Origin of the sequence: Pseudogulbenkiania sp. MAI-1 (assembly GCF_000527175.1) — a bacterium.
In the GTDB taxonomy this organism is placed as follows: Bacteria; Pseudomonadota; Gammaproteobacteria; order Burkholderiales; family Chromobacteriaceae; genus Pseudogulbenkiania.
This window is the reverse complement of the sequence record NZ_AZUR01000001.1, coordinates 1,007,776-1,021,035: the sequence shown is the minus strand read 5'-3', so window position 1 is coordinate 1,021,035 and position 13,260 is coordinate 1,007,776. Positions and strand designations below refer to the sequence as shown.

14 protein-coding genes and 1 tRNA gene are annotated in these 13,260 nt (G+C 64.4%); 4 read left to right on the top strand and 11 right to left on the bottom strand.

The window, feature by feature from the left end; genetic code table 11:
- Window positions 1–22: 22 nt before the first annotated feature.
- From rpiA to PSEMAI1_RS0104680, 6 genes are all read right to left on the bottom strand, one after another.
- Entirely contained in the window at window positions 23–682 is a 660-nt protein-coding gene (gene rpiA / locus PSEMAI1_RS0104705; RefSeq protein WP_024301753.1) for a ribose-5-phosphate isomerase RpiA, read from the bottom strand.
- An 87-nt stretch (window positions 683–769) separates the two neighbouring features.
- Window positions 770–1,246: a 2-C-methyl-D-erythritol 2,4-cyclodiphosphate synthase gene (gene ispF, locus PSEMAI1_RS0104700; RefSeq protein WP_024301752.1), complete on the bottom strand. Its 477-nt coding sequence runs from the start codon at window positions 1,244–1,246 to the stop codon at window positions 770–772.
- 22 nt (window positions 1,247–1,268) lie between these two features.
- Window positions 1,269–1,952 carry a 2-C-methyl-D-erythritol 4-phosphate cytidylyltransferase gene (gene ispD / locus PSEMAI1_RS0104695; protein ID WP_024301751.1) on the bottom strand — a complete coding sequence of 228 codons (684 nt, stop codon included), beginning with the start codon at window positions 1,950–1,952 and terminating at the stop codon, window positions 1,269–1,271.
- Complete coding sequence (dnaQ, locus tag PSEMAI1_RS0104690; protein WP_024301750.1) at window positions 1,949–2,677, bottom strand: DNA polymerase III subunit epsilon; 729 nt, start codon at window positions 2,675–2,677, stop codon at window positions 1,949–1,951. The genes ispD and dnaQ overlap by 4 nt, the downstream gene beginning before the upstream one ends.
- Before the next feature lie 52 nt (window positions 2,678–2,729).
- A complete protein-coding gene (gene rnhA, locus PSEMAI1_RS0104685; RefSeq protein ID WP_024301749.1) occupies window positions 2,730–3,173 on the bottom strand; it encodes a ribonuclease HI in 444 nt (147 codons plus the stop codon).
- On the bottom strand, window positions 3,170–3,910 hold the full coding sequence (locus PSEMAI1_RS0104680) for a class I SAM-dependent methyltransferase (protein ID WP_024301748.1): 741 nt from the start codon (window positions 3,908–3,910) through the stop codon (window positions 3,170–3,172). Before PSEMAI1_RS0104680 ends, rnhA begins: the two co-directional genes overlap by 4 nt.
- Window positions 3,911–3,930: 20 nt before the next feature.
- On the opposite strand from PSEMAI1_RS0104680, the gene gloB reads away from it, so the two are divergent.
- Window positions 3,931–4,689 (top strand): hydroxyacylglutathione hydrolase, encoded by a 759-nt coding sequence (gene gloB, locus PSEMAI1_RS0104675; RefSeq protein WP_024301747.1) that lies wholly within the window; start codon window positions 3,931–3,933, stop codon window positions 4,687–4,689.
- A 194-nt stretch (window positions 4,690–4,883) separates the two neighbouring features.
- Window positions 4,884–6,767, top strand: a complete 1,884-nt coding sequence (locus PSEMAI1_RS0104670) for a LysM peptidoglycan-binding domain-containing protein (protein WP_232219834.1) — start codon at window positions 4,884–4,886, stop codon at window positions 6,765–6,767.
- A gap of 66 nt (window positions 6,768–6,833) precedes the next feature.
- Here the strand turns inward: PSEMAI1_RS0104670 and dtd are convergent, their stop codons facing one another.
- Complete coding sequence (dtd, locus tag PSEMAI1_RS0104665) at window positions 6,834–7,286, bottom strand: D-aminoacyl-tRNA deacylase (protein WP_024301745.1); 453 nt, start codon at window positions 7,284–7,286, stop codon at window positions 6,834–6,836.
- Between the two features lie 129 nt (window positions 7,287–7,415).
- Between dtd and yaaA the strand changes: the two genes are divergently transcribed.
- The gene (yaaA, locus tag PSEMAI1_RS0104660; protein ID WP_024301744.1) at window positions 7,416–8,195 is read left to right on the top strand and encodes a peroxide stress protein YaaA; all 780 of its coding nucleotides are present in this window, start codon (window positions 7,416–7,418) and stop codon (window positions 8,193–8,195) included.
- A 174-nt stretch (window positions 8,196–8,369) separates the two neighbouring features.
- Here yaaA and PSEMAI1_RS0104655 read toward each other — a convergent pair.
- From PSEMAI1_RS0104655 to metG, 4 genes are all read right to left on the bottom strand, one after another.
- Window positions 8,370–8,446: transfer RNA gene (locus PSEMAI1_RS0104655), tRNA-Met, on the bottom strand.
- A gap of 156 nt (window positions 8,447–8,602) precedes the next feature.
- Window positions 8,603–8,887 carry an acylphosphatase gene (locus PSEMAI1_RS0104650; RefSeq protein WP_024301743.1) on the bottom strand — a complete coding sequence of 95 codons (285 nt, stop codon included), beginning with the start codon at window positions 8,885–8,887 and terminating at the stop codon, window positions 8,603–8,605.
- 144 nt (window positions 8,888–9,031) lie between these two features.
- A complete protein-coding gene (locus tag PSEMAI1_RS0104645; protein WP_024301742.1) occupies window positions 9,032–9,217 on the bottom strand; it encodes a hypothetical protein in 186 nt (61 codons plus the stop codon).
- A gap of 241 nt (window positions 9,218–9,458) precedes the next feature.
- Window positions 9,459–11,567 carry a methionine--tRNA ligase gene (gene metG / locus PSEMAI1_RS0104640; protein WP_024301741.1) on the bottom strand — a complete coding sequence of 703 codons (2,109 nt, stop codon included), beginning with the start codon at window positions 11,565–11,567 and terminating at the stop codon, window positions 9,459–9,461.
- A gap of 535 nt (window positions 11,568–12,102) precedes the next feature.
- On the opposite strand from metG, the gene apbC reads away from it, so the two are divergent.
- Complete coding sequence (gene apbC, locus PSEMAI1_RS0104635; protein ID WP_024301740.1) at window positions 12,103–13,191, top strand: iron-sulfur cluster carrier protein ApbC; 1,089 nt, start codon at window positions 12,103–12,105, stop codon at window positions 13,189–13,191.
- Window positions 13,192–13,260: the final 69 nt, after the last annotated feature.

The window sequence follows — 13,260 nt, the reverse complement described above, 5'->3', positions numbered from 1 at the left end:
CGGTGTGACACGCCGATGACAATCAGCGCAGGATCTCGACCCCGCTCTGGCGGCCGAGGATCAGCACGTCGGCACGGCGCCGGGCGAACAGGCCGCAGGTGACCACGCCGGCGATCTGATTGATGGTTTCCTCCAGTTCCACCGGCTTGGAAATGTGCAGGCGGTGCACGTCGAGGATGATGTTGCCGTTGTCGGTGACGAAGTGCTCGCGCAGTTCCGGGTGGCCGCCCAGCTTGACCAGCTCGCGTGCGACGTAGCTGCGCGCCATCGGTACCACCTCGACCGGCAGCGGGAAGCCGCCCAGCACGTCGACGTACTTGGATTCGTCGGCGATGCAGATGAAGTCGGTGGCAACCGCGCCGACGATCTTCTCGCGCGTCAGCGCGCCGCCGCCGCCCTTGATCATGTGCAGGTAGTGGTTCACCTCGTCGGCGCCGTCGATGTAGACCGGCACCTCGTCCACGGTATTGAGGTCGTAGACCGGAATATGGTGGGCCTTCAGGCGCTCGGTGGAGGCCTCGGAACTGGAGACGGCCCCCTTGATGCGCCCCTTGATGGTCGCCAGTTCCTCGATGAACAGATTGACGGTGCTGCCGGTACCGACGCCGACAATACAGTTGTCCGGAACGAATTCCAGTGCTTTCTGGGCGACGGCGAGTTTCAGCTGGTTCTGGGTAAGCATCGTAGGCCTCCTCGGTTTTGTATGTAATGGTCCTGTCCTGATTATCCCATACGGGGCGTGAATTGTCGGGCAAATTGCCAACGGGTATCACAGCGGCATCAAGAGGCAGACGGCTTGCGCCTCGATCGCCTCGCCGCGGCCCAGATAACCGAGTTTTTCGTTGGTCTTGCCCTTGACGTTGACGGCCGTGACGGCCAACCCCAGATCGCTGGCGATGGAAGCACACATCGCATCGATATGCGGCGCCAGCTTGGGACGCTGGGCAATCAGCGTGGCGTCGACGTTGACCACCTGCCAACCCGCCGCGCGCACGCGCGCCATGGCCTCGCGCAGCAACACGCGGCTGTCCGCTCCCTTGAAGCGTAGATCGGTATCCGGGAAATGGCGACCGATGTCGCCCAGCGCCGCCGCGCCAAGGATGGCGTCGGTAATGGCGTGCAGCAGGGCGTCGGCGTCGGAATGGCCGAGCAGTCCCTTGTCGTGGGGGATGGTCACCCCCCCCAGAATCAGCGGGCGTCCTTCCACCAGCTGGTGCACGTCGTAACCCTGTCCGATACGGAACATCTCTTTTATTGTCCTTTCCTGATTAGCGCTGGGCGGCGAGCAGTGCCTTGGCCAGCGCCAGGTCGCGCGGCCAGGTGACCTTGAAATTCTGCGCCTCGCCTTCCACCAGCATGGGCTTCAGGCCGAGCAACTCGATGGCCGAGGCTTCGTCGGTAATGGCGTCGACCGGGCCCTTGGCCAAGGCCTCCGCCAGGCGACCGGCGCGGAACATCTGCGGCGTCTGCGCCAGCCACAGCCCCTCGCGCGGCACCGTGGCGCTGACGCGGCACTCGGCGTCGGCACGCTTGACGGTATCGGCCACCGGCACCGCCAGGAGGCCGCCGACCGGGTCGTCGGCCAAGGTGGCGATCAGCCGCTCCACCGCCGCCACCGTCAGGCAGCAGCGCGCCGCATCGTGCACCAGCACCCAGTCGTCGTCCGCCGCGGCCAGCGCGGCCAGCCCATTCTGCACGCTCTCGGCGCGGCTGGCGCCGCCGACGCGATGCACTTCGAGCTTGGCGATATCGTCCCAGCGATAGCTGTCGAACCACTCGTCCCCCGGCGAGATCACCAGCGCCACCCGCTCGATGGCCGGCACCGCCGCCAGCGTGGCCAGCGTGTGCCACATCAGCGGCTTGCCATTGAGCTGCAGGTACTGCTTGGGGCAGGGGGCGCCGAAGCGCGAGCCGGAACCGGCGGCCGGCACCAGCGCGAGATAGCGGCTCATGCCTGGGCCTCCGCGGCGGGCGGGTTCTCCAGGCTGCGCCACAGGCAGGTGCCCTTGACCGCCTTGTCGAGCTCGTCGAGGTAGGCGGCATGCGCGCTCAGCTCTTCTTCGCTGGCGCGGATGACCTTGATCGGCTTGCGCTCGAACTCCAGCGCGGCCAGTTCGGCGCCGCCGCCGGCGTCGAGATCGATGTCCATCACCAGGCTGTTCTGACCGCGGGTCATCCACAGGTAGACCTCGCCCAAGAGTTCGCAGTCGATCAGCGCGCCGTGCAGGGTCCGGTTGGAGCGGTCGATCTCGAAACGGTCGCACAGCGCGTCGAGGCTGTTGCGCTTGCCAGGAAACTGGTCGCGCGCCATCACCAGGGTATCGATGACGCTGGCGCACAGCGTGTCGATGCGTTCGATGCCGAGGCGCTCGAATTCGGCGTTGAGGAAGCCCACGTCGAACGGGGCGTTGTGGATGATCAGTTCGGCGCCGCGCAGAAAGTCGGCGATTTCCGGGCCGACGCTGGCGAAACGCGGCTTGTCGGCCAGGAAGTCGAGCGAGATGCCGTGCACCCGCTCGGCGTCGGGGTCGATCTCACGCTCGGGATGGATATAGAGATGCAGGGAACGGCCGGTCAGCTTGCGGTTCACCATCTCCAGCCCGGCGAATTCGATGATGCGGTGGCCCTGCGACGGCTCGAGGCCGGTGGTTTCGGTATCGAGAATGATCTGTCTCATGATGCTCTTGCTGCGTGGCCCACCGTGAGATGTGGCCGAAAGTGATGGAGATTCAGGCGTTCAGCGCCTCGACGCCACGGTTGGCGAGCTGATCGGCGCGCTCGTTGAACTCATGGCCGGCATGGCCCTTCACCCAGTGCCAGCTGACCTGGTGGCCGGCCTGGAGTTCATCCAGCCTCTGCCACAGGTCGGCGTTCTTGACCGGCTCCTTCGAGGCGGTTTTCCAGCCGCGCTTCTTCCAGCCGTGGATCCACTCGGAAATGCCCTTCTGCACATACTGCGAGTCGGTGTACACCGCCACCTTGCACGGCCGCTTGAGCTGGGCCAGGCCCTCGATCACGGCGGTCAGTTCCATACGATTGTTGGTGGTACCCTGCTCGCCGCCGAACAGCTCCTTCTCGCGCCCCTTGAAGCGCAGCAGCACGCCCCACCCGCCCGGCCCGGGATTGCCCTTGCAGGCGCCGTCGGGGTAAATCTCGACAATGTCTTGGCTCATACGCTTTCTTGTGTGTGATGGCCGGCGGTGTGGCGGTGATCGTTCCCACCCGCCACCACCAGCCCTTTTGCGGCCTTGGCCGGTTTCCATTGCGGCATGATCAGGCGCATGCCGCGCTGCCGCTTGATTGCCTGGATGCCGTACACGCCGGCCGCCAGGGGCCACCAGCGATCGCCGGTCTCTTCCATGAAGCGGAAGCGCTCGATCCAGTCGGTACGCGAGAACGGCGGGCAATAAGCCATGAAACCGCCCCCTTCCGGCTCCAGTTCCAGCAGGGTCAGCCAGTCCTTGATACGCACCAGCGACAGGAACTGGCCGTTCCAGGGCACCGACTGCCGGCCCTGGATCAGGCGGCGCACGCCCCACAACGATACCGGGTTGAAACCGGTCAGCACCACCCGCCCTTCCGGTACCAGCACGCGCTCGGCTTCGCGCAGAACCTGATGGGGATGGGTGCTAAAATCCAGCACATGGGGCAGCACGACCAGGTCCAGGCTGCGGCTCTCGAACGGCAACTGCTCGGGCAGACAGCGTACGTTGGCACCCTCCTGCTGGCCGGCACGGCATTTCCAGGGGATACGGTTGGCCGCCAGGAAGTCCAGTTGCGGCAAGCCGATCTGCACCGCCCGGAAACCGAAGGCATCGGCCACCGTGCGGTCGTAGAACGACTGCTCCCTGGCGAGCAGATACTGCCCCAGCTCGCTGGTGGTGAGCCAGCGACCAAATGATTCCATCATCGTAAGGACGCCCTCTACTCATGTTCACCGTCACGCCCGTGCGCGCCTTTTCCGACAATTATATCTGGCTTTTGCAGGAAGCCGGCCGTGCCGTTGCCGTCGACCCGGGCGACGCGGCACTGGTACTGGCCCATCTGGCTAGCCACGGCCTGACGCTTGAGGCGGTGCTGGTCACCCACCACCACGCCGATCACATCGGCGGTCTGGCCGAGTTGGCGCGACAGACACCCGGCCTGCGCATCATCGGCCCGGCGTCGATTCCTCTCGTCACCGAAGCGGTGATGGACGGCTCGCAATTCGAGCTGTTCGGCTGCCATTTCGTGGTGCTGGAAGTCCCCGGCCATACCCTCGACCACCTCGCCTATCTGGCCGATGGCCGGCTGTTCTGCGGCGACACGCTGTTCGGCGCCGGCTGCGGCCGCCTGTTCGAGGGCACTCCCGAGCAGATGCACGCTTCGTTGACCCGGATCGCGGCGCTGCCCGACGCCACCCGGATCTACCCCGCACACGAATACACCCTCTCCAACCTGCGCTTTGCCGCCACGGTGGAGCCGGACAATCCCGCCATCCGTCGACGCCTGGCCGAGGATGAGGCTGCGCTCGCCGCCGGCAAGCCTACGCTGCCGTCGACCCTGGCTACGGAGCGCGCCACCAATCCGTTCTTGCGGGTCGGCGTCGATGCGGTAGGCCGTAGCGCCGCCCGGCAAGCCGGGATGGTACCGGCGACACCGGCGGAGGTCTTTGCCGTGCTGCGCGAGTGGAAAAACAACTTTCGTTGAAACAGAAAAAAGCTATATTGCCCGTATAGGAAACAAGGAAATGGCATGCTTCATGAGCTTGGTCAAATATGACGAAAGCTCATGAAATTATTTGCTTTTTCGTGTTGACACTCCCTTTTTGGGCCGATAGCATCGGCCAGAATTTCTGAATTCAGGCCTGCCAAATGAAAAGAATCACACCATTGGCCCTCGCATTGTCATTTGCTTTTTCCGCCGTCCCCTTGGTCCACGCGGAGGACTCGGGCGCCTTCCGTCAGTCGATCGGCGTGGACGAGGGCCTGGCCACCGGCCTCGACATGATGCTGCTCAACTCCAGCCTGCTGCGAAACGGTGACAACGTCTGGCAACGCGTGCGTGAAGGCTTCCAACTCGACGAAGTCAACGCCGATCTGGTGCGCCGCCACGAGCGCAGCTTCGCCTCCCGCCCCGAGTATTTCAGCCGCATTCTCGACCGCAGCCGCAAGTACCTGTTCCACATCATGAACGAAGTGGAACGACGCGGCCTTCCCACGGAAATCGCCCTGCTGCCGGCGGTCGAGAGCGCCTTCGTCGCCACCGCCCAGTCGCCGGTGGGCGCCTCCGGCCTGTGGCAGTTCATGCCCTCCACCGGCCGTCACTACGGGCTGGAGCAAACCTGGTGGTACGACGGGCGCCGCGACGTGGCCGCCTCCACCAGCGCGGCGCTGGATTACCTCGAATACCTGCATGGCCTGTTCGGCGACTGGAGCCTGGCGCTGGCCGCCTACAACTGGGGAGAAGGCAACCTGACGCGGGCGATCGCCCGGGCCCAGGCCAGCGGCCAGGAAGCCACCTACGAAAACCTCAAGCTGCCGAACGAGACCCGCAACTACGTGCCCAAGCTGCTGGCGGTGCGCAACCTGCTGGCCGCACCGGACAAGTTCGGCCTCAAGCTCGACAAATTCCCCAACAAACCTTATTTCGTCGCCATCTCCACCGGACGTCATATGAACCTCGACGTGGCGGCGAAAATGGCCGGCATGTCGGTGAACGAATTCAAGGAGCTCAACCCGGCCTTCAACCTGCCGGTCTACGCCCACAAGACCGGGCGCCAGATGCTGATCCCGGCCAACCGTATCGACAAATTCGAAGCCAACCTCAGCAAGTGGGACAAGCCGCTGTTGAGCTGGCAGGTCTACACCCCGGCCGCCGACGAAGACGTGGCCAGCGTGGCGGAGCGCTACGGCATGAGCCCGGCCGAGTTGCAGGCCGTCAACCGGGTGAAGGGCACCGTCAGTGCCGGCAAGCCGCTGCTGGTGGCGCTGAAGGGCAACGCTGACCTCAACAGCGCTGCGACCGATACCGACAGCGGCAGCGACACCACCGTCGCCGGCACGGCGACCACGCTGGTGGCCAGCGCCACTCCGGCGGTACTAGTCACCAACGGCGGCGTGCCGCAAGCTGGTGCCCAGCCCGTGGCGGTCGCCACCCCGACCAGCGCCGTGGTGCCGCTGACGGCAGCCGCCACGCCGGCGCCAGCCAACGACGCCAAGCCGCAAAACCCCGTCACGGCCGTCACGACCAGCGCGGCCGTAGCGGGCACGGTAGCGGCAGCCCCGGCCCCCCTCCCCAGCGGCAAGCCTGGCGAGGCGAACACCGTAGCGACTGCGCCCAGCAACATCACGGCCATCAGCAGCAAGCCGAGCGAGACGGCTATGGCGGCGAGCGGCCCCAGCCCCGCCATCGTCACCGCCCACATCGTGGCGCCGGGCGACACGCTCTACAACATTTCACGCCGCTACAACCTGACCGTCAGCGAGCTGAAGGCCTTCAACGGCCTGGCGGACAACGACATCCGGCTGGGGCAGACCCTGCAGTTGAAGGCGCCACCCGGCATCAGCTACCTGGCCACCACCTCACGCGACGGGTTGATGCGGGTTTCCGCCACACAAGCGGCTACGGGCTCGGTCCCGGCCGAGTACGTGGTACAGCGGGGCGACACCATGTTCAGCATCGCGCGCAAGTTCGGCGTGCGTCACAGCGACCTGCGCCGCTGGAATGCCTCGACCGAAGTGGTTGCGCTGCAGCCAGGACAGCGCGTCCGCCTGCAGGGCCTGTAACCCTGTACCCCCCAAACGAAACAGCCCCGCTCGCGGGGCTGTTTGCTTTGCAGGGCCGGCGGCCGGTCACTCCTGCTGACGGCTGTCGAGCCAGATCGTGACCGGGCCGTCGTTGACCAGCCCCACCTTCATGTCGGCGCCGAACACCCCAGTCGCCACCGGCTTGCCCAAGGTTTCGGCCAAGCAGGCCACGAAGCGCTCGAACACCGGCGCCGAGATCTCGCCGCGCGCCGCCCGGCTATAGGAAGGGCGATTGCCCTTCCTGGTACTGGCGAACAAGGTGAACTGGCTCACCGCCAGCACCTCGCCCCCTACGTCGAGCACGGAGCGGTTCATCACCCCGGCCTCGTCGTTGAAAATGCGCAGTTGGGCGATCTTGCGTACCAGCCAGTCGATATCGGCCTGCCCGTCCACCTCCTCCACCCCGACCAGCAACAGCAGGCCCGGACCGATGGCCCCGCACACCTCGCCATCCACCCTGACTGCCGCCTCGCTCACCCGCTGCACCAACGCCCGCATCATCCACCCCCACTGTTTCTTGGCAGCCGGCATTGTAGCGCCGGTCGGGCGTCAGATCACGGCCGCCCGCCATCAGGGCGGCCCGCTTCCGGTACAATCGGGCCAATTGGAACCACGAGGACCCCGCCCATGTTGATGGTGATCTCCCCGGCCAAAACGCTGGACTACACCACCCCGCCCCACATCACCCGCTACACCCTGCCCGATTTTCTCGACCACAGCGCCGAGCTGATCGACGTGCTGCGCCAGCACAGCCCGGCCGAGATCGGCCGGCTGATGAACATCAGCGACCCGCTGGCCGTGCTCAACGCCGGCCGCTACGCCGAGTGGTCGCGCCCGTTCACGCCCGGCCCGGCCAAACAGGCGGTGCTCGCCTTCATGGGCGATGTCTACGAAGGACTCAACGCCTCCGACCTGAACGAAGAAGAACTGGACTACCTGCAGCGCCATCTGCGCGTGCTGTCCGGCCTCTACGGCGTGCTCAGGCCGCTCGACCTGATGCAGCCTTACCGGCTGGAGATGGGCACCCGGCTCACCAACACGCGCGGCAAGAACCTGTACGAGTTCTGGGGCGACATCGTCACCGACGCGCTAAGGCACAGGCTGACCGAAGCCACCGAACCGGTGCTGGTGAATCTGGCGTCCGAGGAATACTTCAAGGCGGTGAAGCCGAAGAAGCTCGACGCCCCGGTAATCACTCCGGTGTTCCAGGACAGGAAGAACGGCCAGTACAAGATCATCAGCTTCTACGCCAAGCGCGCGCGCGGACTGATGGCGCGCTGGGCGGCGAAGCACCGCGTCACCGAGCCGGAACGGCTCATGGCGTTCGACTATGAAGGCTATGCCTTCGACGCCGCCGCCTCCGATACCACGCACTGGGTATTCCGCCGCGATCTGGCGGCTTGCTGAACGACCGGGCGCCCTGCCCGGTTTTTTTTCGCGAGGCCCTTTCCTTCAGCCCCGGTACCTACCGGTCTGGCCCAAGATCTGCCTTTCACCATTCCGCAGGGAATCACCCCACCCAGCCATCTGCTCGTGAAAGCAAAAAGCCGTGAATTCTCTCAAGAATTCACGGCTTGATGTTGGTTGCGGGGGCAGGATTTGAACCTACGACCTTCGGGTTATGAGCCCGACGAGCTACCAGACTGCTCCACCCCGCGTCAGAAACCTTTTGCTGCTTGTCGCTTCGCTGCGAAGCGTCTCGTGCAGCGAGGAAACGAACTATAAACGTTCGTTACAGACCGGTCAAGAGTTCTCCAAAAAAATCTTCATGCTGTCAGCACCAAGGCCGACGCACACCCCTCCCGTTCTCCGGCTCAGGCCGTCGGCCAGCGGCTGAACCCCTGGAGGGAAGTATCGATGACACACTCCTGCATTTCGACCAGACTGACCTCGGCGGCGGGCGGGCCGTTACGCGCCCAGTCGACGAAGGCGAGCAACGCCTCCGGCTCGCCGCTGATCAACGCCTCCACGGTGCCGTCACGACGGTTGCGCACCCAGCCGCTTACCCCCAGGCGCATGGCTTCCTCGACAGCGCAGTCACGGTAGCACACGCCCTGCACCCTGCCATGAATGCGCAGCAGCCGCGCGATCTGTTTCATGCCGGCCTCCTCTTCTGTCCTGTTGATAGCAGCCGCGGGCATCGATGGCAATGCCCATAAAACGACACCCCGTCGGCGCGTGGCGGACGGGGTGTCGCGGGACAATCCGGGAGCGGCCAGCTCACACCGGCCGTCAGGGCACGATCAGGCGGCGGCCGGGATGAAGGCGTTGGCCGGATAGAGAGCGCTGGCGAGGCCCAGCACCGAACGGAAGGTCACTTCGAACTGCTTGCCGATCTGGCGGATGCTAATCACTTCGTAACGGATCTCGTTGCCGTCGTCTTTCTGTTCAATAATTTTGCAACCGGGTTTCAATTGACTTACACGCATTATTTTCTCCTGTTGTTCTCATCAACAACATTGTCATACCAACTCTTAACTGTTCACTAAATCTCGAAATAAATCAATAGACAGCGGCAGGAACTTCCAGTTCCGGCGCGAATGGACGTACTGTAGCAGTACGATATGACAGCTTGATGACTTCAAGAATGGAAAACGCCTTGTCAGCGCAGCGGCTGGCAAGGCGTCGATAGATCAGTATACCCGAATTTTTCTTTTATACAACAATTATTTAGCCGATGCGCATCCCGGGCTGGGCACCGTCGTCGGTATCGAGCAGGAACAGGCCGCTGCTGCTGTCGTTGCCGGAAGCGCAGACGATCATGCCGGCGGAGACCCCGAAGCGCATCTTGCGCGGCGCTAGGTTGGCGACCACGATGACGTTGCGGCCGATCAGCTTGTCCGGCTCCTGGTAGGCCTGACGGATGCCGGAGAAGATGTTGCGCGTCTCGAAACCGAGGTCGACGGTGAACTGCAACAGCTTGTCGGAACCGTCGACGAACTGGCAGGCCAGCACCTTGCCGACGCGCAGGTCGAGCTTGGCGAAGTCGTCGATGGTGATGGTATCGGCGAGCGGTTCGAAATCGGCCGAGGTGTCGGCCGGGGCAGCTTGTTGTTCCATGCTTTGCTTGTTCGCTTCAATCAGTTTTTCGATTTGCGCCGGGTCGATGCGCTGCATCAGGTGCTGGTACGGCTTGATGGTATGGCCGAGCAGCAGCGAGTCGGCGTCGGACCACTTGAGCGGGGCGATGTTGAGGAAGGCTTCCACGTCTTCGACCAGCTTCGGCAGCACCGGCTTGAGGTAGATCGCCAGCAGGCGGAAGGCGTTGATCAGCACGGTGCACACCTCGTGCAGACGCGCCTCCATGCCCTCCTGCTTGGCCAGCTCCCACGGCTTGTTGGCGTCGACGTAAGCGTTGACCTCGTCGGCCAGCGCCATCACGTCGCGCAGCGCACGGGCATACTCGCGCGCCTCGTAGGCGGCGGCCAGTGCCGTGCTGCTCTCGGCCAGCTGCTGCAACAGCGGGTGCTCGCACTGGGCGGCGTGGCACACCGGGCTCGCCAGCACCGATTCGGACACCCGCTCGGCCAGGCGGCCGCCGAAGCGCTTGGTGATGAAACCGGCGGCGCGGCTGGCGATGTTGACGAACTTGCCGATCAGGTCGGCATTCACGCGCGCCACGAAATCGTCCAGTGACAGGTCGATGTCCTCGATGCGGGCATTGAGCTTGGCGGCGACGTAGTAGCGCATCCACTCCGGGTTGAGCCCGCAGTCGAGGTAGCTCTTGGCGGTGATGAAGGTGCCGCGCGACTTGGACATCTTCTGGCCGTCCACGGTCAGGAAGCCGTGGGCGAACACGCTGGTCGGGGCACGGTAGCCGGAGTACTTCAGCATCGCCGGCCAGAACAGTGCGTGGAAGTACAGGATGTCCTTGCCGATGAAGTGGTACAGCTCGGCGTCGGAATCCGGGCGGAAGTAGTCGTCGAAATCGAGGCCGCTCTTCTCGCACAGGTTCTTGAAGCTCGCCATGTAGCCGATCGGCGCGTCGAGCCAGACGTAGAAATACTTACCCGGTGCGTCGGGAATCTCGAAGCCGAAGTACGGCGCGTCGCGGCTGATGTCCCAGTCGTGCAGGCCGCCCTCGATCCACTCGTTCATCTTGTTGAGCGATTCGGGCTGCAGGTGCGGCTGGATTTCGCCGTCGGCGCGCTCGGTGGAGCCGGCGGTCCAGGCCTTGAGGAAATCGGCGCAGTCGCCCAGGCGGAAGAAGTAGTGCTCGGACGATTTCAACACCGGCGTGGCGCCGGATACCGCCGAGTACGGATTCTTCAGGTCGGTCGGGCTGTAGGTGGCGCCGCAGCTCTCGCAGTTGTCGCCGTACTGGTCCTTGGCGCCGCACTTGGGGCACTCGCCCTTGACGAAGCGGTCCGGCAGGAACATCTGCTTTTCCGGATCGAACAGCTGCTCGATGGTGCGCGACACGATCTTGCCGTTGGCGCGCAGCGTGCGGTAGATGTGCTCGGCGAAGTGCTTGTTTTCCGGGCTGTTGGTGCTGTAGTAGTTGTCGTAGCCGATATGGAAGCCGGTGAAATCGGCGAGGTGCTCGGCCTTGACGCGCTCGATCAGCTGTTCCGGGGTGATACCCTGCTTCTCGGCGGCGAGCATGATCGGCGTGCCGTGGGTGTCGTCGGCACAGACGTAATGGCAGGCGTGGCCGCGCATTTTCTGGAAGCGCACCCAGACGTCGGTCTGGATGTGTTCGACCATGTGGCCGAGGTGAATCGCGCCGTTGGCGTACGGCAGGGCGCTGGTCACCAGAATCTTGCGTGGGGAGGTCATTCGGGGGTCCCTGGTTCGAATCTCAAGCGATCGATTATAACAGCAGGACCGGCCGCCTTGGAGCGGGCCTGAGAACCGCTAACAAAACCCTCTTGGCGTTGTTGCGCGGCTTGGCCGTACTACTTGTACTGTCTGCAGCCGCGTGCCTAGCCAAGACCGTTGCACTGGGTTTTGTTAGCGATTCCAAGCCACGCCGCCGTTTCGTCGGCGCACAACGGAAGAGGCCGGCCTGTTCTTGTGGAACAGGCCGGCCTCTTCGGGGGCGCCACGGCGATACTCCATGGCGGGATGATGCGTGTGGCGGGGATTCTAATGCATCCCGCAAGGCACGGCTAGCATTTCGATGACGACCGCCGGCCGGATACCGTCCGACGGCATGGCGCGGATCGACACGCCGGCACCGGTTCGCGTCCTGTGCAAGGCGCAGAATTCGAGTAGACTACTCGGGTATTCTCAACCCCGGTTCTCGGCCATGCTCCAGAAACTGACCCGACTCTTCGGCCGTGACGCCGCTACTTCCGACACCTCCGACACCATGGCACTGACAGATACCCAGGTACTCCAGGCTCTCTCCGGCCTGATCGACGACAGCACCGGCAAACCGTACACCGCGTCCAAGGCGGTCAAGAATCTGCGCGTCGGCGACGGCGAGATCGCGCTGGACGTGGTGCTGAGCTACCCCGCCAAGAGCCAGTTCGACGTCATCCGCAGCGCCTTCGAAAACGCGCTGGCGCCGCTGGCCGAAGGCCGCAGCATCAAGGTCGACGTCAGCAGCCAGATCGTCAGCCATGCCGCGCAGCGCGGCGTGCCGCTGCTGCCGGGGGTGAAGAACATCATCGCCGTGGCTTCCGGCAAGGGTGGCGTCGGCAAATCCACCACCGCCGTCAACCTGGCGCTGGCGCTGGCCGCCGAGGGTGCGCGCGTCGGCCTGTTGGACGCCGACATCTACGGCCCGTCGCAGCCCTTGATGATGGGCCTGCAGGGGCAGAAGCCGGAGACCGACGGCAAGTCGCTGCAGCCGGTGGTGAATTACGGCGTGCAGACCATGTCGATCGGCTACCTGGTCGACACCGACCAGGCCATGGTGTGGCGCGGCCCGATGGTCAGCCAGGCGCTGCAGCAGTTGCTCAACGACACGCGCTGGGACGACCTGGACTACCTGGTGATCGACATGCCGCCGGGCACCGGCGACATCCAGCTGACGCTGGCACAGAAAGTGCCGGTGACCGGGGCCGTCATCGTCACCACGCCGCAGGATATCGCCTTGCTCGATGCGCGCAAGGGGCTGAAGATGTTCGAGAAGGTCAGCGTGCCTATCCTCGGCCTGGTCGAGAACATGGCCATCCACATCTGCTCGAACTGCGGCCACGCCGAGCACATCTTCGGCAGCGGCGGCGCCGCCCGGATGACTGAGGAATACGGCGTGGAACTGCTGGGCTCGCTGCCGCTCGACCTCTCCATCCGCCAGGCGGTGGACGAGGGCAAACCGAGCGTGGTGGCCGACCCGACCGGCCCGATCGCCGCCGCCTACCAGGCCATTGCCCGCCGCGTGGCGGTCAAGGTCGGCGAGAAGGCGCAGGACTTCTCCAGCAAGTTTCCGAAGATCGTGATCCAGAACAACTGATTCCAATCGGCAGCCCCTTCGGCCAGACTGGATCGGACAGAAAAAAACGGAAGCCCGCCGGCTTCCGTT

Excerpts from the sequence above, each read along its gene's own strand:
- rpiA (WP_024301753.1), bottom strand. The coding sequence starts at position 682 with ATGCTTACCCAGAACCAGCTGAAACTCGCCGTCGCCCAGAAAGCACTG.
- ispF (WP_024301752.1), bottom strand. The coding sequence starts at position 1,246 with ATGTTCCGTATCGGACAGGGTTACGACGTGCACCAGCTGGTGGAAGGA.
- ispD (WP_024301751.1), bottom strand. The coding sequence starts at position 1,952 with ATGAGCCGCTATCTCGCGCTGGTGCCGGCCGCCGGTTCCGGCTCGCGC.
- dnaQ (WP_024301750.1), bottom strand. The coding sequence starts at position 2,677 with ATGAGACAGATCATTCTCGATACCGAAACCACCGGCCTCGAGCCGTCG.
- rnhA (WP_024301749.1), bottom strand. The coding sequence starts at position 3,173 with ATGAGCCAAGACATTGTCGAGATTTACCCCGACGGCGCCTGCAAGGGC.
- PSEMAI1_RS0104680 (WP_024301748.1), bottom strand. The coding sequence starts at position 3,910 with ATGATGGAATCATTTGGTCGCTGGCTCACCACCAGCGAGCTGGGGCAG.
- gloB (WP_024301747.1), top strand. The coding sequence starts at position 3,931 with ATGTTCACCGTCACGCCCGTGCGCGCCTTTTCCGACAATTATATCTGG.
- dtd (WP_024301745.1), bottom strand. The coding sequence starts at position 7,286 with ATGCGGGCGTTGGTGCAGCGGGTGAGCGAGGCGGCAGTCAGGGTGGAT.
- yaaA (WP_024301744.1), top strand. The coding sequence starts at position 7,416 with ATGTTGATGGTGATCTCCCCGGCCAAAACGCTGGACTACACCACCCCG.
- PSEMAI1_RS0104650 (WP_024301743.1), bottom strand. The coding sequence starts at position 8,887 with ATGAAACAGATCGCGCGGCTGCTGCGCATTCATGGCAGGGTGCAGGGC.
- PSEMAI1_RS0104645 (WP_024301742.1), bottom strand. The coding sequence starts at position 9,217 with ATGCGTGTAAGTCAATTGAAACCCGGTTGCAAAATTATTGAACAGAAA.
- metG (WP_024301741.1), bottom strand. The coding sequence starts at position 11,567 with ATGACCTCCCCACGCAAGATTCTGGTGACCAGCGCCCTGCCGTACGCC.
- apbC (WP_024301740.1), top strand. The coding sequence starts at position 12,103 with ATGGCACTGACAGATACCCAGGTACTCCAGGCTCTCTCCGGCCTGATC.